The sequence below is a fragment of the Spirillospora sp. NPDC052242 genome (assembly GCF_040679555.1).
Classification (GTDB): domain Bacteria; phylum Actinomycetota; class Actinomycetes; order Streptosporangiales; family Streptosporangiaceae; genus Spirillospora.
Map to the genome: position 1 here is coordinate 1 of NZ_JBFAUZ010000070.1, position 21,349 is coordinate 21,349.

Below are 21,349 nucleotides of genomic sequence, written 5' to 3' on the forward strand. Positions count from 1 at the left end.
GACGGCCGGTGAGGCGGCCGTCCGGGGGTGGTTCAGCTGCTCGACGGGGTGTCCGGCGGCGAACCGGCGTCGCCGCCCGAGCCGCCCGCGTCGCCGCCAGAGCCGCCGGCGTCGCCGGACGAGCCGGTGTCGCCCGCCGGGGCGTCGCTCGACGAGCCGCCGGTGTCGGCGACCGCCGTCTGCGTGGTGCCGCCGTCGACGGGTGCGGCGGCCGCGCCCTTGCGCGCCTTGCCCTCGCCCTTCGCGGCGACGCCCGCCATCTCCGGGTCGGCCCCGGGGTCGGCGGCGACCGACTCGACGTCGTCCGGTTCGCGGCCCGGCGTCGGGATGTTGAACCTGATGATCAGGAATCTGAAGATGACGTAGTACAGGATGAAGTACAGGACGCCCATCCCGATGATGAGCAGCAGCCCTTCGGTGTTGTCCTTCCGGGCGTTCAGCAGCATGTCGATGAGGCCCGCGGAGAAGCCGAACCCGAGCTGCGCTCCGGCGGCCTCGAGGATCGCCATCGAGATGCCGGTCAGGACGACGTGGACGCCGTACAGCAGCGGCGCGACGAACATGAACGCGAACTCGATGGGCTCGGTGACGCCGGTGACGAACGCGGTGAGCGCGGCGGAGATCATGATGCCGCCGACCGCCGGGCGGCGGTGCTTGGGCGCGGCGTGCCACATCGCGAGCGCGGCGCCGGGGAGGCCGAACATCAGCACGGGGAAGAACCCGGCGAGGAAGCCGCCCGCGTCCGGGTCCCCGGCGAGGTACCGGTTGATCTCGCCGGTGGCGACGCCGCCGTCGGCCGTCTGGTATTCGCCGAACACGAACCAGATCAGCGAGTTCGGGATGTGGTGCAGGCCGAACGGCAGCAGGAGGCGGTTGATGACGCCGTAGATGCCGGCCCCGGCGGCGCCCGCCCCGGTGATCCACTCGCCGAAGTCGGTGAGCCAACCGCCGAGGACGGGCCAGGCGAACCCGATGACGACGCCGAGCACGAGCGCGGCGCCGGCGGTGACGATCGGGACGAACCGGCGCCCGCCGAAGAAGGCGAGCCACGTCGGCAGCTTGATCCGGTAGAACCGCTGGTAGAGGACGGCGGCGAGGAGGCCGATGAGGATGCCGCCGAGCACCTGGGTCGGGTTCTTGGCGCCCCAGTCGATGGCCTGGGTCTCCGTGCCGTCGACCATCTTGGTGATGACGACGCTGCCCTCGAGTTCGCCGGAGTGCGAGAACATCACCTTGGTGACGCGGTCGAACACGAGGTAGCCGACCACGGCGGCGAGGGCGGTGGAGCCGTCGGACTTCTTCGCGAACCCGATCGCCACACCGACGGCGAACAGGAGAGCGAGGTTATCGAGCAGGGCGCCGCCCGCGGCGGCGAAGACTTCGGCGACGCGGTCCCAGCCGAGGCCGTCCGCGCCGAGCATGTCCGCCTGGCCGAAGCGCAGCAGCAGCGCGGCGGCGGGCAGGACGGCGATCGGCAGCATGAGGCTGCGGCCGATGCGCTGGAGCACCGCCAGCACGCTCGACCCTCGGCGTGGCGCCGAGTCCACGGTTGTCGCTGTCATCGGGGGGTTCCTCCTTGGGGGTTAGGAGTTCGGCGGGGGGCTTCCGAGGGCCGTGTGGATCTGGTAGCGGTCCGCTCTGTAGGTCGACACGCCCAGTTCGGCGCACACACCTCCGGTGTAGGAGCGGCGTTGCAGGAGCAGCACGGCGCTGCCCTTGGCGATCTGCAGGTGCCGGGCGTCGGCGGCGTCGGCGAGGCCGGCGTCGATGGTCTGGTCGCCGGCGTCGAAGACGATTCCGTAGACGGCTTCGAGGACGCCGTACAGGGAGCGGTCGGCGAGCCGCCGGTCGAGCAGGTCGGGGGCCAGGGACGCGAGGATGTGGGCGCGTTCGAGGGCCATGGGCTCGCCGTCGGCGGTGCGCAGCCGCTCGATGACGTGGACGGGGGTGCCGGTCTCGACGCCGAAGACGCGGGCGAGGTGCGCGTCGGCGGGGGCGGTGCGGCGGTCGAGGTCGACGGCGCCGGGGCGCAGGCCGCGGGCCAGCATGTCCTCGGTGAACGACACCAGCCGCAGCGGCATCTCGATCTTGGGCCGGGCGACGAACGTGCCCTTGCCGGGGACGCGGTAGAGGCGTCCCTCGGTGACGAGCTGGTCGACCCCCTGCCGGACGGTCATGCGGGACAGCTCGTACCGGGCGCACAGTTCGCGTTCCGAGGGGATGGGGGCGTCCACGGGCAGCTCCGCGCTCTCGATGAGGTCGAGGAGGATCGCGCGGAGCTGGAAGTACTTCGGGACGGGACTGTGCGGATCGATGGTCACGGGGGTCCTCGATGGCCGGAGCCGGATCGATGATCGTCGGAGTGGGCGGCTTCGTGTCGGTTTCGGACTGGTCTAGGCCGGACTAGACCACAAGGACGAAACGCATGTCAATGCACGAAAAGATAACGGGGCGATCACGAGGACGCCCCCGCAAGATCGGCGTTTTCGCAGGTCAGCGGGCTCGCTTGGGCGGGGCGTCCGGCTTGGACTCCGGCGGCATGTCCTCTTCCGGCTCCCGGCCGGGCGTCGGCAGGTCGAACCGTTTGATCACGAAATAGAAGATCGCGTAGTAGAGGAAGAAGTACAGCACCCCCGTCCCGACGATCAGCCACAGGTGCCGGGTGTTGCTCTTGGTGGCGTTGAGCAGCAGGTCGATGAGCCCGGCGGAGAAGCTGAACCCGAGCTGGGCGTCGAGGGCGGCGAGCACGCCCATCGAGACGCCGGTCAGCACGACGTGGATCGCGTACAGGACGGGCGCCACGAACATGAACGAGAACTCGATGGGCTCGGTGACGCCGGTGACGAACGCGGTGAGCGCGGCGGAGATCATGATGCCGCCGACCGCGGGACGGCGGTCGGGCGGCGCGGCCCGCCAGATGGCGAGGGCGGCGCCGGGCAGGCCGAACATCAGCACGGGGAAGAACCCCGCGAGGAACGTCCCGGCGTCCGGGTCGCCCGCGAGGTACCGGTTGATCTCGCCGTGGACGACGTCGCCGTCGGGCTCCCGGTACGTGCCGAAGACGAACCAGATCAGCGAGTTCAGGATGTGGTGCAGGCCGAACGGCAGCAGCAGGCGGTTCGCGACGCCGTACAGCCCGGCGCCGACGGCGCCCGCGCCGGTGAGCCAGTCGCCGAAGTCGTTGATCCAGCCGCCGAGGGTCGGCCACACGAACCCGAAGACGACGCCGAGCAGCAGCGCGCCGCCCGCGCTGACGATCGGGACGAAGCGGCGCCCGCCGAAGAACGCGAGCCACGCCGGGAGCTTCACCCGGTAGAACCGCTGGTAGAGCAGCGCGACCATGATCCCCACGACGATGCCGCCGAGGACCTGCGTCGGGTTCTGCAGCCCGTACGCGACGGTCTCCTCCAGCGACCCGTCCTCCTGCTGCACCTTCTGGACGACGGACGCGCGCAGCTCGTCGGTGTGCGCGAACATCACCTTCGAGACGCGGTCGAACACCAGGTAGGCGACGACGGCGGCGAGGGCGGTGGAGCCGTCGGACTTCTTGGCGAACCCGATGGCGACGCCGACGGCGAACAGGATCGCGAGGTTGTCGAGCAGGGCGCCGCCCGCGGCGGCGAACACCTCCGCGACGCGGTCCCAGCCGAGGCCGTCCGCGCCGAGCAGGTCGGGCTGGCCGAGGCGGAGCAGGATGCCGGCGGCGGGCAGGACGGCGATCGGCAGCATGAGGCTGCGCCCGATGCGCTGCAGCACGCCGAACGCCGCCGACCAGGTGCGGCGCACTCCGCCGTCGCCGGAGCCGCCGTCGCCCGTCGCGGTTGCCGTACTCATGCGCCGATGACCTCCCCGAGCTGGGCCCGATGGGAGGAGTTCGGGCCGACATCTTTAGTTGCATCCGATTCGTGCAGTATGGTGCTGACTGGTCTAGTCCGGACTAGACCAGTCGCCGGAGGCGACGACCAGCGACCACGGCGTCACGGAGAGTGCGCAGAGATGTCACTACTGATCACGGCCGAAAGCATGATCACCGCCCCTGCCGGTGGTCCTACCCGCGTGCTCTCCCCGGGATACGTCCGGGTCGAGAACGGCCTGATCGCCGAGGTGGGCGAGGGCCGCCCGGACGGGACGCCCGACGTCGAGCTGCGCGACGGCCTGCTGGCGCCCGGTCTCGTCGACCTCCAGGTGAACGGCTTCTTCGGGTACGACATGGTCGACGCCGGCGAGGACGGCTGGCGCACGGTCGTGTCGCGCCTCCCCGAGACCGGCGTGACGTCGTTCCTCCCCACGTTCATCACCGCGCCCGTCGCGACGCAGGCGGACGCGCTGCGCCGTACCCGCGAGCTGCTGCCCCGCCTCCCCGACGGCACGCGCGTCCTGGGCGTCCATCTGGAGGGCCCGTTCCTGTCGGAGAAGCGCAAGGGCGCGCACAACGCCGACTTCATCACCGACCCGACGCCCGAGGCGATCGCGACGCTCCTGGAGACGGGCCTGGTCAAGCTGGTGACCCTCGCGCCCGAACGCGCCGGGGCCCTCGACGCGATCCGGACGCTCACGAACGCGGGCGTCCTGGTCAGCGTCGGGCACAGCGACGCGACGGCCGAGCAGGTCGCGGCCGCCGCCGACGCGGGCGCCCGCAAGGTGACGCACATCTTCAACGCGCAGTCCGGCGTGCACCACCGCGACCCGGGCGTCGCCGCGCAGGCGCTGGTCGACGACCGGCTCAGCCCCGGGCTCATCCTCGACCTGCACCACGTGTCCGCGACGGCCGCGCGGCTCGTGTTCCGCTCCGCCGCCGGACGGACGGTCCTGGTCACCGACGCGGCGGCGTCCGCCGGGATGCCGCCGGGCACCTACGACCTCGGCGGCGAGCCGATCACCATGCCCGCGGAGGGCCCGCCGCTGCGCGCCGACGGGACGATCGCCGGGTCGGGCCTGCGGCTGGACGACGCGGTCGGCAACGCGATCGCGATCGGCGTCGACCCGGCCGCGGCCGTGGACGCCGCCACGCGCGTCCCCGCGGACCTGATCGGCCGCGCCGAGCTCGGCCGCATCGCCCCCGGAGCGGTCGCGGACCTGGTGCACCTCGGCCCGGACCACCGGGCGCGTACGACCTGGATCAACGGGCAGAAAGTCTTCGGAGGGGATTCATGACCAGCCTCATGCGCGCCGAAATCGGTCAGCAGCCGGACGCGCTGCGCCGGACGATCGACGCGCTGCTGCCGCGCACCGCCGACATCGCGAACCTGGCGGCGGAGACGAGGCAGGTGCTGTTCATCGCGCGCGGCTCGTCGGACAACGCGGCCGTGTACGGCCGGTACCTGGTGGAGTCCCACGTGGGCCGGCTGGCGACGCTGGCCGCGCCGTCGATCGCGACGACCTACCGGCGGAGGCTGGACCTGTCGGGCGTGCTGGCGGTCGCGATCAGCCAGTCCGGCAAGACCGAGGAGATCGTCGAGACGCTGGAGTGGGCCGCCGCGGGCGGCGCCCGGACCGTGGCGGTCACCAACGGCGAGGGCTCGCCGCTGGCGGAGGCCGCCGAGGTCGCGCTGATCACGCGGGCCGGCGACGAGAAGGCCGTCCCGGCGACCAAGACGTACACGACGCAGCTCGCGGCCCTGTCCGTCCTCGCGCTCGGCCTCGGCGCGGACGTCGCGGAGGACGACCTGCGCCGCGTCCCCGACGAGGTCGCGGGGCTGGTCGAGGCGACCGAGGCGTCCGAGGCGCTGCCGCGGATCGTGGACGAGCTGGCGGGCGTCCAGGGGGCGGTCGTGTCCGGGCGGGGGATCGCGTTCGGCACCGCGCTGGAACTCGCGCTGAAGATCAAGGAAGCGTGCTACCTGCACGCGATGGGCCTGTCGTACGCGGACCTGCTGCACGGCCCGATCGCGGTCGTGGACGCGCGGACGCCCGCGCTGCTCGTCGCCGCCGACTCCGGCCCCACCCTTTCCGGGACGATCGCGCTCGCCGAGCGCGTGCGGGGCGCGGGCGCCGCCGCGTACGGCGTCGGCGGCGGGGCGGGCCTGGCCGCCGCGTGCACGGCGGCGCTCCCCGGCCCCGGGCTGCCCGAGTGGGTGGCGCCGCTGGGCCTGATCGTCCCCGGCCAGATCCTGGTCGAGAACCTGGCGCGCCGGCTCGGGCTCGACCCCGACGTGCCGCGCGGCCTCAACAAGGTGACTCAGACGACCTGAGCACCGGCACCCCGAAGACCCGTTCACCAGAGGGTCCAGCCCACCCCGGACCGAGGAGAGACGACATGGACAAGGCCGAGGCGATCGTCGCCGCGCTGGGCGGCGCCGACAACATCGAGGAGATCGAGCCGTGCGCGACGCGGCTGCGCACGGAGGTCTCCGACCCCGGCAAGGTCGACGAGGCGGCGCTGAAGGCGGCCGGCGCGTTCGGCGTGATGAAGAGCGGCACGGTCGTGCAGGTCGTGGTGGGCCCGGAGGCCGACACGATCGCCAGCGACATCGAGGACATCCTCGACTGACGCGTCCGGGCGAAGGGTGAACGAGCGAGGCGGAACGAACGACAAGGGGCCCACATGACCCGAGTACTGTCCCCGGTGTCCGGCCGCGTCGTCGGCCTGGCCGGGGTGCCCGACCCGGTGTTCGCGCAGGCGATGGTCGGACCGGGCACCGCGGTCGATCCCGAACGCGGCCCCGGGCAGGCGATCGCCCCCGTCACCGGGAAGATCGTGAAGATGCACCCGCACGCGTACGTCGTGGTGGACGCCGAGGGGCACGGCGTCCTCGTGCATCTCGGCATCGACACCGTCAAGCTGAAGGGCGAGGGCTTCGAGCTGCTCGCCGCCGAGGGCGACGAGGTGACCGCCGGGCAGCCGCTGGTCGGCTGGAACCCGGCGGTGATCGAGGCGGGCGGCCGCTCCCCGGTCTGCGCCGTGGTGGCGCTGGACGCGGGCGACGGCGCGCTGTCGGACGTCGTCGAGACCGGCGAGGTGGCGAAGGGGGCCGAGCTCTTCACATGGCGGTAGAGATTCCGCTCCGCGCCGCGGTGTTCGACCTGGACGGCACCCTGATCGACAGCGAGCCCCGCAACCGCGTCATGTGGCGGAAGCTGTTCGCGTCGCACGGCGTCCCGCAGGACGAGGCGCTGATCGCCTCGTTCGCGGGGCGCCGCGGCCTGGAGGTGCTGAGCGACCTGCTGCACCTGTTCCCGAGCGGCCGGACGGCCGAGGAGCTGTTCGAGGAGGCGGTCTCCTACGAGTCGCTGCCGGGGATGCCGCCGCCCGCGCCGGTCGCGGGGGCGGTCGAGCTCGTCCGGTCGCTGGCGGACGCGGGGCTGCCGCTGGCGGTCGTGACGTCCGGGCAGCGCGAGTACGCCGAGCGGCTGCTGGCCTTCCTCGGCATCCGCGACCTGCTGGACATCGTGCTGACCGCCGGGGACGTCACGACCGGCAAGCCGCACCCGGAGGGGTACCTGGCGGCGTCCCGCGACCTCGGGGTGCCGCCGCACGAGGCGATCGGTTTCGAGGACGCCCCGGCCGGTGTCGCGGCGGTCAAGGCCGCGGGGATGACCTGCGTCGGCATCACCACGACCCAGCCGGCCGCGGCGCTCGCCGCGGCCGACCACGTGGTCGCCGACCTGCAACGAGTGAACGTCGCGCCGGGGCCCGCGCTTCGCGTGCCCGTCTCCGGTGCGGGCGAACGTAAAGAACAAGGCGTCCGGTGAGGAGTGTGCTGTGAGCGAGCGCAATGTGAGGATCGAGTCGAAGGTGGGCCTGCACGCGCGCCCCGCCGCGCTGTTCGTGCAGACCGCGGCGAAGGCCCCCATGGACGTGACCGTCGCCAAGCGCGGCGGCGAGCCGGTGAACGCCAAGAGCATCCTCGCGGTGCTGGGCCTGGACGCCCGGTACGGCGAGGAGGTCGTGATCTCCGCCGAGGGGGAGGACGCCGGCGCGCTGCTCGACAGCCTGGAGGCGCTCCTGTCCACGCCGGAGCCCGAAGGTGCCTGAGGGCGTGCCCGGCCCGCTGCACGGCGCGGGCGTCAGCCCGGGCGTCGGGTTCGGTCCGGTCCGCGGCATCGCGGGCGCGGTGCCGGAACCGGAGGCCGGGGCGCGGCACGGGGGCGACGCGGAGGCCGAGAACGCGATCGCCCTCGGTGCGCTGGAGGCCGTCGCCGCCGACCTCGAGGAGCGGGGCGCCCGCGCCGCCGAGGCCGGCAACACCGACGGGCGGGACGTGCTGAACGCGCAGGCGCTCATGGCCCGCGACCCGGGCCTCGCCGACGGCGTCCGCGCCAAGATCGGCGAGGGGACGGCCGCGGCGCGCGCGGTGTTCGAGGCGTTCGGCGTGTACCGGGAGATGCTCGCGGGCGCGGGCGAGTACCTCGCCGCCCGCGTCACCGACCTGGACGACATCCGGGACCGGACGATCGCGCGGCTGCTCGGCCTGCCGATGCCGGGGGTGCCGGAGTCGGACGAGCCGTTCGTGCTGGTCGCCCGCGACCTCGCCCCCGCCGACACCGCCGTCCTCGACCCCGCGCGGGTCGTCGCGTTCGTGACCGAGGAGGGCGGCCCGACCAGCCACACCGCGATCATCGCGCGGACGATGGGCGTGCCCGCCGTCGTGGCCCTGCCGGGCGCGACGGGGCTGGCCGACGGCACCCCGGTGCTCGTCGACGGCGCCGCGGGCACCGTCCGTCCGGACCCGTCCGACGACGAGGTGGCCGCGGCGCGCGCCGCCGCGGCGGCCCGCGCGTCCGCGCTGGCCGAGTCGGCCGGGCCGGGGGCGACGAAGGACGGGCACCGGGTGCCGCTGCTGGCGAACATCGGCGGCCCGAAGGACGTGGCGGCGGCGCTCGCGAACGGCGCCGAGGGCGTCGGCCTGTACCGCACCGAGTTCCTGTTCCTCGACCGGGCGGCGCCGCCGTCCGACGCCGAGCAGGAGGAGGCGTACCGGAAAGTGCTGGAGGCGTTCCCGGAGGGCCGCGTGGTCGTCCGGACGCTGGACGCCGGCGCCGACAAGCCCCTCGCGTTCCTGCCGCCCCCCGGCGAGGAGCCGAACCCGGCGCTCGGCGAGCGCGGCCTGCGGATGTCGCTGCGGTATCCCGACGTGCTCGCCGCGCAGCTGCGCGCGCTCGCCCGCGCGTCCGCCGGGACGACCGCGACGCTGCAGGTCATGGCGCCGATGGTGACGGACGCGGCGGAGGCGGCGTTCTTCGCCCGCGAGTGCGGCAAGGCCGGCATCGAGACCCCCGGCGTCATGATCGAGGTGCCCGCCGCCGCGCTGCGGGCCCGCGACCTGGCGTCCGAGGTCGCGTTCTTCAGCATCGGCACCAACGACCTGACGCAGTACGCGTGCGCCGCCGACCGGCAGATCGGCGGCCTCGCCCACCTGCAGGACCCGTGGCAGCCCGCCGTCCTCGACCTGGTCGCCCCCGCGGCCGCCGCGGGCGTCCCGTGCGGGGTGTGCGGGGAGGCCGCGGGCGACCCGGCGCTCGCCTGCGTGCTGGTCGGGCTCGGCGTGACGTCGCTGTCGATGAGCGCGCCGTCCCTGCCGCTGGTGCGGGCCGCGCTGGCCCGGCACACCCTCGACCAGTGCCGGGAGGCCGCCGCGGCGGCGCGCACCGGGCGCACCGCGATGCAGGCGCGGAACTACGCCCGCGAGCTCCTGCCCGGACTGGACGAACTGGGCATCTGAGGTTTCGCGGATTCCGCGTGTTCGGCCGCCGGGGCGCCCGCCCCGGCGGCCGACGCCGTTCCGGCGGCCGTCCTACCCGTAGTTCAGCCCGTGCCCGACCGGCCGCCCGCCGGCCGGGACCGGCAGCTTCCCGGTCGGGTTCGCGGTGCCCGCGAGCACCCGCGCGAGACCTTGCAGCGACGCCGTCCCGGAGGAGTACGCGGCCACCGCGGCCGCGGCGCCGCCCGCCGAGTTCAGGTCGTAGGGGCTGCCGAGCGCGGCCACGACCACCGGCTTCCCGCCGAGCGCCCGCACCCGCGCGGCCGTCGCCGAACCGGCGTCGTCCGTGGTCAGCACCGTCACGTCCGCCGAGCCGGGGGACGCCGTCCGGACGCCCTGGGCGCGCAGCGCGCCCGCGAGCGCCTCGGCCTTCGGCCCGGTCACCGCGACCGTCCGTCCCTTCAGCGGCAGCACGCCGCCCTTGTTGGCGACGACCGTGACCGCCCGCTCCGCGACCTGCCGGGCCGTCGCCTCGTGCTGCGCGTTCCCGACGACCGACGCGGCCTTCGCCGGGTCGGTCTGCGCCTGCCCGAACAGCCCGCGCCGCTGCTTGAGCCGCAGGATCCGGGTGACCGACGCGTCCAGCCGCCGCTCGGTGATCTTCCCGGACCGGACGGCGTCCACCACCGCCCCGTACGCCTCCGGCAGGTCGGGCGGCATCAGGAGCTGGTCGGCGCCCGCCTGGACCGCCCGCACCGCGACGGCCCCGTCGCCGTACTTCGTCCGGACGCCCTCCATCCGCAGCGAGTCGGTCGTGATCACGCCGTCGTAGCCGAGCCGCTCGCGCAGCAGCCCGGTCAGCACGTTCCGCGACAGCGTGGCCGGGTCGCCCGAGCCGTCCAGCTTCGGCAGCTCGATGTGCGCCGTCATGATCGCGTCCACCCCGGCGGCGATCGCGGCCTCGAACGGCGGCGCGTCGACCTTCCGCCACGTGTCCGGGTCGTGCTCGATCACCGGCAGGCCCGAGTGGCTGTCGGTCGCGGTGTCGCCGTGCCCGGGGAAGTGTTTCGCGACGGCCGCGACGCCCGCGTCCTGGTAGCCCTGGACGGCCCCGGTCACCATCTGCGACACCCGCGCCGGGTCGGACCCGAACGAGCGGACGCCGATGACGGGGTTCCGCGGGTTCACGTTGACGTCCGCGACGGGCGCGTAGTCGAGGTTGATGCCGACGGCGCGCAGCTCGGCGCCCGTGACCCGCGCGGCGGCGCGGGCCTGCGCCGGATCGGCCGTCGCGCCCAGCGCCATGTTGCCGGGGAACCGGGTGATGAACGGGGTGCGGGTGACGATGCCCTGCTCCTCGTCCACACCCAGCACCAGCGGGATCTTCGACGCCTTCTGCAGCGCGTTCGACTGCGCCGCCGTCTCCTCCGGGGAGCCGAAGTTCTCCGGGAAGTAGATCAGCCCGCCCACGTGGTACCGCCGGATCGTGCGCAGCGCGTCGGCGCGGCTGTAGAACGTCGGGACGAACAGCTGCCCGACCTTCTCCCGCACGCTCATCTTCGCGACGTGCCCCGGGATCCAGGCGTCCGGCGGCGGCGAGGACGCGCGGGCCGACGCGGACGCGCTCGCCCCGCCGCGCCCGTCCGTCCCGCCGTCGCCGTCGTCACTGCACGCAGCCAGTGTCGACGCGCCGAGCGCGAGCGCCGTCGCGAGCGCGAGCGAACTCCGTGGAAAACGCACCTGACCAGGCCCCCCGACGCGGTCTGCGGTTCGATCGTCGTCACAGGGTAGCCGCGGTGCGGAGATGCGACGGGACATGGCGGAGAACCCATCAGTGGGGAAGGGGATGCCCCAGCCTACGCAGCGCGAGCCCCGCCGCGCCGACCGCCCCGTCGCCCGCGCTGCGCGGCGCCTCGGCGAACCGGTGCCGCAGCCCGGTGCGGACGGCGTCCGCCACCGGGCCCTCGCGCAGCACCGAGCCGTGCATGACGACGGGCGCGCGCGGGTCCGAGAGCGCGGGCCGCACGGCGTCCACGTCCCGCAGCAGCGACGCGGCGGCCTCCTCGGTGATCCGCTTGGCGACCGGGTCGCCCGCGGCCGCCGCGGCGGCGACGACCGGCCCGAGCCGGCCCAGCGCCGACGCCGGCCGGCCGTAGACCTCTTTGATGATCGCCTGCGCGAGCTGCGGGTTGGGCGGGGTGCCGGGATGCTCCGGGTGCCCGGGCGGCCCCGCCGGGCACGGACCGGCCGGCGTCGGGACCGCCTCGTGCACCAGCACGGCCGTCCCGCCGCCCGCCGGGAGCGTCACGGGCTGCGGCGCACCGTGCGGGGCGTGCGGCGCCGCGGCGCCGTGCGCGGCGTGCGCCATCGCGAGGTGCCGGTGCGGCCGGTGCTGCCGCCGCCGCGCCGCGTCGATCTCCGCGACGACCGACGGGCCGAGGAGCGCGCGCGGCACCGAGTCGGTGAGCAGGGTGGGGGAGCCGCGGCCGTCGTAGGCGGCGAGCGCCGCGCGCACCGCCTCCTTGCCGAGCCACACCGCCGACCCCTCGTCCCCGACGAGGAAGCCGTAGCCGTCCGCGCGCTGCACGATCGTCCCGTCGCTGATCACCGCCGCCCCGGCGCCGGTGCCGGAGAACACGACGATGCCCTTGGAACGGCTGGTTCCGGCGGCGAACGCCACCGCGATGTCGGTCACCACCGCGGGGGAGCCGCGCAGGCCCATGGCCTGCCAGGCGCGCCGCGCGGCGGTCACCGCCGCGGGCCGCCCGGCGGAGCCGGCGCCGGCGATCCCGAAGACGCCGGTGAGCACGTGGGTGCGGTCCAGGTCTCCGAGCGCCTCGCGCAGGGCGGTGCGCAGCGCCCCGGCGGTGTCTCCACCGGAGTTGGGGTTGGCCCCAGGGCCGGTGCCGGAACCGGCCAAGGCTCCCCCGAGGGTCAGTACGACACAGCGGGTCTTCGTGCCACCCGCGTCTATACCGACCACATACGGACCGGCCAAATGGGTCAACACATGGCGAACCGTAGCCTTTTCTACCGTTGACGCGACATTGTGAGCGTAAGAAACTTTCTTCCATGAGGAAACCCATCGGACCCGAGCCGGGGGGCACGGGGGCGGCGCCCGGTGCACCCGGGGACGAGGCGCCGGGCAAGGACCCGACGCCGCTCAGCACAGTGGTGCGGGTGCGCTCGCTGCTGCCCTCACTGCCCCCCGCCGAGCGACGCGTCGCGCAACGCGTCATCGACGACCCGGAAGGGGTCGCCAACTCCACCATCACCGAACTCGCGCAGAACTGCGGGACGTCCGAGACGACCGTCATCCGGTTCTGCCGCGCGATCGGGTTCCACGGCTATCCGGAGCTGCGGCTCACCCTCGCCACCGAGGCGGGACGGGCGCAGACCGCCAGCGGCGGCCGGGTCATCGGCAGCGACATCAGCCCCGACGACTCGCTGGAACAGATCGTCGAGAAGGTGACCTTCGCCGACGCCCGAGCCGTGGAGGAGACCGCCTCCCAGCTCGACATCAAGATGCTGGAACAGGTCGTCGACGCCGTCGTCGCCGCCGAACGCGTCGACGTCTACGGGGTGGGCGCCAGCGCGTTCGTCGCGGCCGACTTCCAGCAGAAGCTGCACCGCATCGGACGGGTCTGCTCCGCGTGGGCGGACGCCCACATCATGCTGACCAGCGCGGCCGTCCTCGGCAGCGGAGACGTCGCCATCGGCATCTCCCACACCGGCGCGACGGTCGAGACCATCGACGCACTGGAGGTCGCCAAGAGCAACGGCGTCACGACCGTGGCGCTCACCAATTTCCCCAGATCACCCATCGCGGAGGTGGCCGACCTGATCCTCACCACGGCGGCAAGGGAGACGACCTTCCGCTCCGGCGCCACCGCCAGCCGGCTGGCGCAGCTCACGGTGGTCGACTGCGTCTTCGTCGGAGTGGCGCAGCGCACCTACGGGCCGACCCGCAAGGCCCTGGAAGCCACGTACGAGGCGGTCCGCGGCCGGACCGTGCGACCCGACCGGAGGCGTCGGTGATCGATTGCGAGCTCCCCACCGAGGGACGGAACCCCCGCACCCTCGACGTCGACACGCTGCCGACCATGGAGGTGCTGCGACTGATCAACTCCGAGGACGCGACGGTGCCGATGGTGGTGGCGTCCGTCCTGCCCGAGGTCGCCCGGCTGGTCGACCTCGCCGTCGTCTCGCTGCGCGCGGGCGGACGCGTCCACTACTTCGGCGCCGGCACCTCGGGCCGGCTCGCGGTGATCGACGCCGCCGAGCTGCCCCCGACGTTCGGCATCTGGGGCCGCGTGGTCGCCCACCACGCCGGCGGGCCCGGGGCGCTGTCCCAGGCGATCTCCGACGTGGAGGACGACGCCGAACTCGGCACCCGGGACGCCCGCGACGTCCAGCCCGGCGACATCGCCATCGGGATCGCGGCGAGCGGCCGCACCCCCTACGTCGTCGGCGCGCTGCGCGCGTCCGCCGCCGTCGGGGCGCGCACCGCGCTGATCAGCTGCAACCCGCACACCCCCTACGGCGACGAGGTCGAGGTCCACATCGGCCTCGCCACCGGCCCGGAGGTGATCAGCGGCTCCACCCGGATGAAGGCGGGCACCGCCACCAAGCTGGTGCTCAACAGCTTCTCCACCACGCTCATGATCAGGATGGGGCGCACCTACTCCAACCTGATGATCAGCGTGAACGCGCTGAACGCCAAACTGCGCGCCCGCCTCGTGCGCATCCTCACCGAGGCGACCGGCATGGACGCCCGGACGTGCGAGAACGCGCTGGCCGAGGCGGGCGGCAACACCCGCGTGGCGCTCGTCTCCCTCCTCGGCGAGGTGCCCGCCGCACGCGCCACGCTCGTCCTGGAGGAGACCGACGGCGGCGTCCGGGAGGCGCTGCAACGACTGAGATCCGCGTGACCCCACCGAGTTCCGCGTAACCAGGACAGGCTCGGGCCCGGCCCGGCCGCGAGCCGACCCGGAGCATGCGGTCATCCCCGCACTGGCCGCGTGCTCACTTCTCGTACCGACGAAGCTCCTGCCCGGCGACGGTCCGGACGTGCACCTCGTCCGGACCGTCGAAGATCCGCATGGCGCGCAGCCAGGTGTACATGCTCGCGAGCGGCGTGTCGTCGGAGACCCCGGCGCCGCCGTGCACCTGGATCGCCCGGTCGACGACCTCGTGGGCGATGCGCGGCACCACGACCTTGATCGCCGCGATCTCCGAGCGGGCGCCCTTCGCGCCCGCCCGGTCGATCAGCCACGCCGTCTTCAGCGTCAGCAGCCGCGCCTGCTCGATCGCCATCCGCGACTCGGCGATCTGCTGCCGCACGACGCCCTGCTTCGCCAGCGGCGCGCCGAACGCCACCCGGTCCACCGCGCGCCGGCACATCAGCTCCAGCGCGCGCTCCGCCATCCCGAGCGCCCGCATGCAGTGGTGGATCCGGCCGGGCCCCAGCCGCGCCTGGGCGATCATGAACCCGTCGCCCTCCTCCGCGAGCAGGTTCGACACCGGCACCCGCACGTCCTCGAACAGGATCTCCGAGTGCCCGTGCTGGTCCTGGTAGCCGAACACCGGCAGATGCCTGAGCACCTGGACGCCCGGGGTGTCCCGCGGCACGAGGATCTGCGACTGCTGCCGGTGCGGGGCGCCGTCCGGGTCCGTCTTGCCCATCACCACGAAGATCTTGCAGCGCTCGTCGGCCGCGCCGGTGATGAACCACTTGCGGCCGTTGATCACGTACTCGTCGCCGTCCCGGACGATCGAGGTCGTGATGTTCGTGGCGTCCGACGAGGCCACCGCGGGCTCGGTCATCGCGAACGCGCTGCGGATCTCGCCGTTCAGCAGGGGCTCGAGCCAGTCCCGCTTCTGCTGCTCGGTGCCGAACATGTGCAGGACTTCCATGTTCCCGGTGTCCGGGGCGGCGCAGTTGACCGCCTCCGGCGCGAGGTCGGGGGACCGTCCCGTCAGTTCCGCCAGCGTCGCGTACTCGACGTTCGAGAGGCCCGAGATGTCGGGCAGGAACAGGTTCCACAGCCCCCGCTCCCGCGCCTCGACCTTCAGTTCCTCGACCACCGGCGGCAGCGCGTGCGGATCGTTCGCCGCACGCCACTCCGCGTAGACGGGCTCGGCCGGATAGACCCGCTCGTCCATGAACTCCTGGAGTCTGTCCCGGTACTCCCGAGCCTTCGCGCTGAGTTCGAAGTCCATGCCCGCAGTCTTGCAGAACGCGATTCGGTCCCGTTTCCCGCCCACCCCCGACGACTCACCTCGCGCGGCCTGACGGCGCGGGTACGGCGCCTTCTCGACCCGCCCCACCGGCGCCACCATGCTCGCCGTCGCGGCATGGCCGGCGTCCGCACGCCCCTGACCCCGAACAGGATTCGGTCATCGGGGTCGGATCGCCTACCATCGCCTCGTGACCGTCAAAGCCGTAATCACCGACTGGGGCGGGGTCCTCACCTCCCCGCTGAACGACGCGATCGCCACCTGGCTCGCCGCCGACCGCATCGACGCCGAGCGCTACCGCACGGTGATGCGCGCCTGGGTCAAGCAGGCGTACGACGGCGGCGGCGTCAACCCGATCCACGGGCTCGAGGACGGCACCCTCGACCCCGCCGAGTTCGAGCGGCTCCTCGCCGCCGAACTCCTCACCGTCGAGGGCGAACCGGTCGCCGCCGCCGGACTGATCGCCCGCATGTTCGGCGCGTTCTCCCCGGTCGAGCCCATGTACGAGGCCCTGCGCGCCGCCCGCGCCGCCGGGACCCGCACCGCCCTCCTCTCGAACTCCTGGGGCAACGAGTACCCCCGCGACCTCTTCGCCGACCTGTTCGACGCCGTCGTCATCTCGTGCGAGGTCGGAATGCGCAAGCCCGACGAGCGCATCTTCCGGCACGCCCTCGACCTCCTCGGACTCGACGCCGCCGAGTGCGTCTTCATCGACGACATCGAGCACAACATCAAGGCCGCCGAGGCCCTCGGCATCCACGGCATCCTGCACACCGAGCCCGCGAAGACCATCACCGAACTCCGCGAGCTGAACCTCCTGCCGTGACACCGCCGGTGCGTCCCGCGAGGGCGCCCGGCGGGCATCTGGCAGACTTGTCGACCGTCATGCGCGTCTACCTGCCCAGCACGCTCGCACTCCTCGCCGGCGTCCACGCATCCCGGGAGATCGGCCCCGCGCCGCTCGCCGCGCACGCGGTGACGCCCGCGCTCCGCGAGTGGTACGCGGGCGGCGACACCGAAGAGCTCGAGTACGCGGCGCTGACCGCCGCCGCCCGCGCGTCCCTGCGCCTCCTCGCCGCCGACCCGTCCGCCCCGCGCCGCCGCGTCGTGCTGGCCGCCGAGATGCCCGACCGGGTGGTCGAGCAGGGACGCGGCGACGCGGCCATCGACGACGACGATCCGTCGCTCGTCCGCCTCGTGTCGCCCGTCCCGTGGAAGAAGATCGCGTCCGGGCACGTGGACGACGCGGACGCCGAGGCCGACATCGCCGCCGCCGCGGCCGCCCTCCCCGCCGCCGACGCCGGCGACGACGACGCCGCGTTCACCGTCGACGGCGCCGAGGGCCACGAACTCCTCTGGTACGCCACCCAGGAACTCCAGCACCTCCTTTGAAGCCGATGCCGTGACCGCGGAAAATCAGTCGGTGCGGAGGGCGTGCAGCCGGTCGCGGAGTGCGGCGCGAGCGCTTTCGGGGGTGTGCCGCCCCAGGAGCAGTTGGATGTTCAGCCCGTCGGTGAGGGTGATCAGCGCTTCGGCTTCCTGACGGGGGTCCAGATCGGGACGGGCGTGGCCGTGGGTCTGCGCGGCGCCGATGAGCAGGGCGATGAGTTCGGCCAGGCCGGTGTACTGCTCGTACTGGACCGCGGCCAGGGCCGGGTCGATGGCGGCCTGGGCGGTGAAGGCCAGCCACACCCTGGTCTCGGCCGAGCTCGGCGGGTCGAGCGCCAGCGTCGCGGCGAGGGTGTGCTCCAGCGTCGTCATCGCCGCGTCGGGTTCGGCGATGTCGGGGACCTGGGCCCGGACCCGTTCGGTGATCCGCTGCTGCATGTGCTCCATGACGCAGGCGACCATCTGCTCCTTGGTGGGGAAGCAGCGCTGCACGGCCCCCATGGACACCCCGGCCTGCCGCGCGGCGTCGCGCAGCGTGGCGCCTTCCATGCCGCGCTCGCCGATGAGGTCGAAGACCGCTCGCGCGATCTGCCGGCGCCGTCCGTCGTGATCCACCTGTCTGGGCACGTCCCCGAGTCTAAGTGATGCGCTTGCATCGGAACAGTGCTACGTTCTGATGCAAGCGCATCGGAACGGTTGGGTGCGCATGGCGAAGAGGGGATGTCTGCATGGCGCGACGACGACAGGGCTCCGGTGCGCAGAGCGCTCGCTGGATCCTGGGCACGCTGCTGTTCGTCCAGGGGTTCGGTTCCGCCGTCACCCAGACGCTGTGGGGCACCAGCTTCGGCGTGGCCGGACTGGCCCGCGCCGCTGACCTCCCGCAATGGACCGACCTGCTGCTCGGCGCCGCCGGTGCCGTACTCCTGGTGTGGGCCATGGCCTGGCGCCACACGACCGGGCGGGAGCAGGCCGATGCATGAACGGCACGACGACGCTCCGGACGCCACAAATTCGCCGCGGCCCGAGCGCCGACGGCTGCTCCGAGCCGCCGCGGTCCTGGCCGGTGCCGGCGGCGCGGGCGTGTTCACCGCGGCCCCCGCCCGCGCCGGGGCCGCGGGCCGCCCCGCCGGACGCGGCGGGCGGCCGACCTTCGTGATCGTCCACGGCGCCAACGGCAACGCCTACTCGTTCGCGCCGCTGGTCGCCTCGCTCGCCGAGGCGGGTCACCGCGCGATGGCGGTGGACCTGCCCGGCCACGGTCCGGAAGGCAACTTCCCGCGCTCCTACCAGGCGCCCCAGAACCCGGCCGCCTTCGCCGCCGCACCCTCGCCGGTGCTCGCCGCGACGACACTGGACGACAACGTGCGGCGCGTGGTGCGCATCGTTCGCCGCGTCGCCCGTCACGGGCCGGTCGTCCTGGTCGGGCACAGCATGGGCGGAGCCACCATCACCCGTGTCGGCAACCAGATCCCCGACCTGATCGAGCGGCTGGTGTACCTGTCGGCGTTCTGCTGCGTCCGGCTCCGCAGTGTCCTGGACTGCTACCTGACACCGGAAGCCGCCTCCACCCTGCTACCGCGGATCCCCGCCGTGCCGACGCCCGAGCACCTGGGCGTCAGCCGCACGAACTGGCGCTCGGCCGATCGCGAGTTCATCGCCATCGCGAAGGAGGCACTGGCCGCCGGGTACGGCGACGCGGCCTTCCTCGCGGCGCTCAACACGTTCGAACCGGACGAGTCGGCCGCCGTTTCGACCGACGACGCCCGCGGCCACCCGCGGACCTGGGGCCGCATCCCGCGCGCCTACGTTCGCTACACCGCCGACCGGGCCGTCCCCCCGGCCCTCCAGGACCGCATGATCGCCGAAGCGGACGCGGCCACCCCGTCCAACCCCTTCGCCGTCCGCTCGCTCGACGCACCTCACCTCGGCCCCGAGGACCCCCGCGACCTCGCCGCCGTCCTCGTCCAAAGCCTTTAGGCCCTCCGCGTCGGCGGCTCGCCGCGGCCTCGGGACCTCGGGACCGGCGAAGGGTCAGGCGGGGTACCGGGTGGCCTCGTCGACCTTCGCGCTGTCCGCGTCCGCGATCACCTGGGGCTTGGGCGGAACCTCTTGGCCGGTCACCAGGTCTTCCAAGGGCGTACGCGGCGGCAGCGCCCGCCACCGCCCGTCCGGCGTCTTCTCACCGTGCTGCTTCTGCTCGCTCATATCGCCATCATCCGCCCTCCGGCACTTCTTGAACACCGCCCCGACCGCCGAATCCGCAGCGGTTTCGGACGGGCGCGGGACGGGGGTCGGCGCGACGCATCGGGATGGGACGAAGGGGTAGGGACCGGCACGTCGACATCGTTGTCGGACTTCGCGGGAGCAACGCATGGACGCCGTCAGCACCGTTCCGGTTCCGGTGAACGAGCCGGTCAAGGGGTACGCGCCGGGCAGCCCGGAACGGGCGGCGCTGGAGGCCCGGATCAAGGAGCTCGGCGGGACGGAGACCGAGCTGACGATGACGATCGGGGGCGCGCGGCGGATGGGCGCGGGGGAGCCCATCGCGGTCGTCGAGCCGCACGACCACGGGCATGTGCTCGGGCGGATGGGGGACGCCGTGGAGGCCGATGTGGCCGAGGCGATCGCGGCGGCGCGGGAGGCCGCTCCGGCGTGGCGGGCGATGTCGTTCGACGATCGTGCGGCGATCTTCCTGCGGGCGGCCGATCTGCTGGCCGGGCCCTGGCGGCCGACGCTGAACGCGGCCACGATCCTCGGACAGTCGAAGTCCGTGCAGCAGGCCGAGATCGACGCGGCGTGCGAGCTGATCGACTTCTGGCGGTTCAACGTCGCGTACGCGCGGCAGATCCAGGAGATGCAGCCCAGGTCGTCGCCGGGCGTGTGGAACCGGATGGAGTACCGGCCGCTCGAGGGGTTCGTGCTGGCGATCACCCCGTTCAACTTCTCCGCGATCGCCGGGAACCTGCCGACCTCGCCCGCGTTGATGGGCAACGTCGTGGTGTGGAAGCCGTCGCCGACGCAGCAGCTGGCCGCGCACTTCACCATGCGGTTGCTGGAGGCGGCCGGGCTGCCGCCCGGAGTCATCAACATGGTGACCGGGAACGGGCGGGCCGTGTCGGAGGTGGCGCTGAGGCAGCCCGACCTGGCGGGGCTGCACTTCACGGGGTCGGTGCGGACGTTCCAGGGGCTCTGGCGGGCCATCGGGGAGAACATCGCCGGGTACCGGGGGTATCCCCGCATCGTGGGCGAGACCGGGGGCAAGGACTTCGTGGTCGCCCACCCTTCGGCCGACGTGGGGGTGCTCAAGACGGCGCTGGTGCGCGGGGCGTTCGAGTACCAGGGGCAGAAGTGCTCGGCGGCATCGCGGGCGTACATCCCGCGGAGTGTCTGGGAGCGACTGCGGGACGACTTCTGCGGCGAGACGGAGTCGCTGACGATGGGGGACGTCGCGGCCGATCTGTCGACGTTCATGGGGGCCGTCATCGACGAGCGGGCGTTCGCCAAGCATCGGGCGGCGATCGAGCGGGCCCGGACGATCGACTCGATGAAGATCCTCGTCGGGGGCGAGTTCGACGACTCGCGGGGGTACTTCGTGCGGCCGACGGTCCTGGAGTCGGCGGACCCGGAGGACGAGATCTTCACGACCGAGTACTTCGGGCCGATCCTCGGCGTGCACGTCTACGAGGACGGGGACTACGACGCCGTGCTCCGGCAGATGGAGGGCGTCTCCGAGTACGGGCTCACCGGCGCGATCATCGCGGACGACCGCGCGGCGATCGCCGCGGCCACCGAGAGCCTGCGGTTCGCCGCGGGGAACTTCTACGTCAACGACAAGCCCACCGGGTCGATCGTCGGGCAGCAGCCGTTCGGCGGCGCGCGGGCGAGCGGGACGAACGACAAGGCGGGGGCGGTGTTCAACTTGACCCGCTGGACGAGCGCGCGAGTCATCAAGGAGTCGTTCGTCCCGCCGACCGACCACCGCTACCCGCACATGGGGCCCTGACCGTCCGGTTGCCAGGAGCGCCCGTGAGGCCCGACGATAAGGGCGCCCACCGCCCCCGGGACGCCCGGGCGCTCCT

At 73.3% G+C, this 21,349-nt stretch carries 22 protein-coding genes; 14 read left to right on the forward strand and 8 right to left on the reverse strand.

From position 1 onward, the window contains the following. Positions 1-32: 32 nt before the first annotated feature. From AB0L25_RS37595 to AB0L25_RS37605, 3 genes are all read right to left on the reverse strand, one after another. Entirely contained in the window at positions 33-1,562 is a 1,530-nt protein-coding gene (locus AB0L25_RS37595; RefSeq protein ID WP_500177984.1) for a PTS transporter subunit EIIC, read from the reverse strand. A 21-nt stretch (positions 1,563-1,583) separates the two neighbouring features. Beyond that, positions 1,584-2,321, reverse strand: coding sequence for a GntR family transcriptional regulator (locus AB0L25_RS37600; RefSeq protein WP_500177987.1), 738 nt, complete (start codon positions 2,319-2,321; stop codon positions 1,584-1,586). A 172-nt stretch (positions 2,322-2,493) separates the two neighbouring features. Continuing rightward, entirely contained in the window at positions 2,494-3,834 is a 1,341-nt protein-coding gene (locus tag AB0L25_RS37605) for a PTS transporter subunit EIIC (protein ID WP_500177988.1), read from the reverse strand. Between the two features lie 222 nt (positions 3,835-4,056). On the opposite strand from AB0L25_RS37605, the gene nagA reads away from it, so the two are divergent. The 7 genes from nagA to ptsP all read left to right on the forward strand — a co-directional run bounded on the left by nagA (position 4,057) and on the right by ptsP (position 9,662). Beyond that, complete coding sequence (gene nagA / locus AB0L25_RS37610; RefSeq protein WP_500177990.1) at positions 4,057-5,154, forward strand: N-acetylglucosamine-6-phosphate deacetylase; 1,098 nt, start codon at positions 4,057-4,059, stop codon at positions 5,152-5,154. Next, entirely contained in the window at positions 5,151-6,191 is a 1,041-nt protein-coding gene (locus AB0L25_RS37615) for an SIS domain-containing protein (protein ID WP_500177992.1), read from the forward strand. Before nagA ends, AB0L25_RS37615 begins: the two co-directional genes overlap by 4 nt. A 65-nt stretch (positions 6,192-6,256) precedes the next feature. Beyond that, entirely contained in the window at positions 6,257-6,490 is a 234-nt protein-coding gene (locus AB0L25_RS37620; protein WP_026403037.1) for a PTS sugar transporter subunit IIB, read from the forward strand. A 54-nt stretch (positions 6,491-6,544) separates the two neighbouring features. After that, positions 6,545-6,994, forward strand: a complete 450-nt coding sequence (locus AB0L25_RS37625) for a PTS sugar transporter subunit IIA (protein ID WP_500177994.1) — start codon at positions 6,545-6,547, stop codon at positions 6,992-6,994. Then, complete coding sequence (locus AB0L25_RS37630; protein WP_500177996.1) at positions 6,985-7,692, forward strand: HAD family hydrolase; 708 nt, start codon at positions 6,985-6,987, stop codon at positions 7,690-7,692. The genes AB0L25_RS37625 and AB0L25_RS37630 overlap by 10 nt, the downstream gene beginning before the upstream one ends. Before the next feature lie 10 nt (positions 7,693-7,702). Further along, positions 7,703-7,975, forward strand: coding sequence for an HPr family phosphocarrier protein (locus AB0L25_RS37635; RefSeq protein WP_500177998.1), 273 nt, complete (start codon positions 7,703-7,705; stop codon positions 7,973-7,975). After that, complete coding sequence (gene ptsP, locus AB0L25_RS37640; protein ID WP_500178000.1) at positions 7,968-9,662, forward strand: phosphoenolpyruvate--protein phosphotransferase; 1,695 nt, start codon at positions 7,968-7,970, stop codon at positions 9,660-9,662. Before AB0L25_RS37635 ends, ptsP begins: the two co-directional genes overlap by 8 nt. A 72-nt stretch (positions 9,663-9,734) precedes the next feature. Here the strand turns inward: ptsP and AB0L25_RS37645 are convergent, their stop codons facing one another. Further along, positions 9,735-11,381, reverse strand: coding sequence for a glycoside hydrolase family 3 protein (locus AB0L25_RS37645; protein ID WP_500178001.1), 1,647 nt, complete (start codon positions 11,379-11,381; stop codon positions 9,735-9,737). A gap of 91 nt (positions 11,382-11,472) precedes the next feature. Continuing rightward, positions 11,473-12,561: a BadF/BadG/BcrA/BcrD ATPase family protein gene (locus tag AB0L25_RS37650; RefSeq protein WP_500178003.1), complete on the reverse strand. Its 1,089-nt coding sequence runs from the start codon at positions 12,559-12,561 to the stop codon at positions 11,473-11,475. A gap of 152 nt (positions 12,562-12,713) precedes the next feature. Here AB0L25_RS37650 and AB0L25_RS37655 point away from each other — a divergent pair, with 152 nt between their 5' ends. Further along, positions 12,714-13,679 carry a MurR/RpiR family transcriptional regulator gene (locus AB0L25_RS37655; protein ID WP_500178004.1) on the forward strand — a complete coding sequence of 322 codons (966 nt, stop codon included), beginning with the start codon at positions 12,714-12,716 and terminating at the stop codon, positions 13,677-13,679. Further along, complete coding sequence (locus AB0L25_RS37660) at positions 13,676-14,572, forward strand: N-acetylmuramic acid 6-phosphate etherase (RefSeq protein WP_034518384.1); 897 nt, start codon at positions 13,676-13,678, stop codon at positions 14,570-14,572. Before AB0L25_RS37655 ends, AB0L25_RS37660 begins: the two co-directional genes overlap by 4 nt. A gap of 94 nt (positions 14,573-14,666) precedes the next feature. On the opposite strand, the gene AB0L25_RS37665 is transcribed toward AB0L25_RS37660, so the two are convergent. Then, the gene (locus AB0L25_RS37665) at positions 14,667-15,863 is read right to left on the reverse strand and encodes an acyl-CoA dehydrogenase family protein (protein ID WP_500178006.1); all 1,197 of its coding nucleotides are present in this window, start codon (positions 15,861-15,863) and stop codon (positions 14,667-14,669) included. Between the two features lie 208 nt (positions 15,864-16,071). Between AB0L25_RS37665 and AB0L25_RS37670 the strand changes: the two genes are divergently transcribed. Both AB0L25_RS37670 and AB0L25_RS37675 read left to right on the forward strand, forming a co-directional pair. Continuing rightward, entirely contained in the window at positions 16,072-16,707 is a 636-nt protein-coding gene (locus AB0L25_RS37670) for an HAD family hydrolase (RefSeq protein WP_500178008.1), read from the forward strand. Positions 16,708-16,766: 59 nt separating this feature from the next. Then, complete coding sequence (locus tag AB0L25_RS37675; RefSeq protein WP_500178010.1) at positions 16,767-17,273, forward strand: DUF6912 family protein; 507 nt, start codon at positions 16,767-16,769, stop codon at positions 17,271-17,273. Between the two features lie 24 nt (positions 17,274-17,297). On the opposite strand, the gene AB0L25_RS37680 is transcribed toward AB0L25_RS37675, so the two are convergent. Then, positions 17,298-17,897 carry a TetR/AcrR family transcriptional regulator gene (locus AB0L25_RS37680; protein WP_500178011.1) on the reverse strand — a complete coding sequence of 200 codons (600 nt, stop codon included), beginning with the start codon at positions 17,895-17,897 and terminating at the stop codon, positions 17,298-17,300. Between the two features lie 101 nt (positions 17,898-17,998). Between AB0L25_RS37680 and AB0L25_RS37685 the strand changes: the two genes are divergently transcribed. Both AB0L25_RS37685 and AB0L25_RS37690 read left to right on the forward strand, forming a co-directional pair. Beyond that, on the forward strand, positions 17,999-18,250 hold the full coding sequence (locus AB0L25_RS37685) for a hypothetical protein (RefSeq protein WP_500178013.1): 252 nt from the start codon (positions 17,999-18,001) through the stop codon (positions 18,248-18,250). After that, complete coding sequence (locus AB0L25_RS37690) at positions 18,243-19,247, forward strand: alpha/beta hydrolase (protein ID WP_500178015.1); 1,005 nt, start codon at positions 18,243-18,245, stop codon at positions 19,245-19,247. The genes AB0L25_RS37685 and AB0L25_RS37690 overlap by 8 nt, the downstream gene beginning before the upstream one ends. A 54-nt stretch (positions 19,248-19,301) precedes the next feature. Here AB0L25_RS37690 and AB0L25_RS37695 read toward each other — a convergent pair whose 3' ends face one another. Beyond that, positions 19,302-19,475, reverse strand: coding sequence for a hypothetical protein (locus tag AB0L25_RS37695; RefSeq protein WP_500178017.1), 174 nt, complete (start codon positions 19,473-19,475; stop codon positions 19,302-19,304). A 166-nt stretch (positions 19,476-19,641) separates the two neighbouring features. Here AB0L25_RS37695 and pruA point away from each other — a divergent pair, with 166 nt between their 5' ends. Then, positions 19,642-21,273, forward strand: coding sequence for an L-glutamate gamma-semialdehyde dehydrogenase (gene pruA / locus AB0L25_RS37700; RefSeq protein ID WP_500178018.1), 1,632 nt, complete (start codon positions 19,642-19,644; stop codon positions 21,271-21,273). The last annotated feature ends 76 nt before the right edge of the window (positions 21,274-21,349 follow it).

Bases quoted from the DNA above. Each gene is read 5' to 3' on its own strand.
- AB0L25_RS37595 (WP_500177984.1), bottom strand. From the start codon at position 1,562: ATGACAGCGACAACCGTGGACTCGGCGCCACGCCGAGGGTCGAGCGTG.
- AB0L25_RS37605 (WP_500177988.1), bottom strand. From the start codon at position 3,834: ATGAGTACGGCAACCGCGACGGGCGACGGCGGCTCCGGCGACGGCGGA.
- AB0L25_RS37615 (WP_500177992.1), top strand. From the start codon at position 5,151: ATGACCAGCCTCATGCGCGCCGAAATCGGTCAGCAGCCGGACGCGCTG.
- AB0L25_RS37620 (WP_026403037.1), top strand. From the start codon at position 6,257: ATGGACAAGGCCGAGGCGATCGTCGCCGCGCTGGGCGGCGCCGACAAC.
- AB0L25_RS37625 (WP_500177994.1), top strand. From the start codon at position 6,545: ATGACCCGAGTACTGTCCCCGGTGTCCGGCCGCGTCGTCGGCCTGGCC.
- AB0L25_RS37630 (WP_500177996.1), top strand. From the start codon at position 6,985: ATGGCGGTAGAGATTCCGCTCCGCGCCGCGGTGTTCGACCTGGACGGC.
- AB0L25_RS37655 (WP_500178004.1), top strand. From the start codon at position 12,714: ATGAGGAAACCCATCGGACCCGAGCCGGGGGGCACGGGGGCGGCGCCC.
- AB0L25_RS37665 (WP_500178006.1), bottom strand. From the start codon at position 15,863: ATGGACTTCGAACTCAGCGCGAAGGCTCGGGAGTACCGGGACAGACTC.
- AB0L25_RS37675 (WP_500178010.1), top strand. From the start codon at position 16,767: ATGCGCGTCTACCTGCCCAGCACGCTCGCACTCCTCGCCGGCGTCCAC.
- AB0L25_RS37685 (WP_500178013.1), top strand. From the start codon at position 17,999: ATGGCGCGACGACGACAGGGCTCCGGTGCGCAGAGCGCTCGCTGGATC.
- AB0L25_RS37690 (WP_500178015.1), top strand. From the start codon at position 18,243: ATGCATGAACGGCACGACGACGCTCCGGACGCCACAAATTCGCCGCGG.
- AB0L25_RS37695 (WP_500178017.1), bottom strand. From the start codon at position 19,475: ATGAGCGAGCAGAAGCAGCACGGTGAGAAGACGCCGGACGGGCGGTGG.
- pruA (WP_500178018.1), top strand. From the start codon at position 19,642: ATGGACGCCGTCAGCACCGTTCCGGTTCCGGTGAACGAGCCGGTCAAG.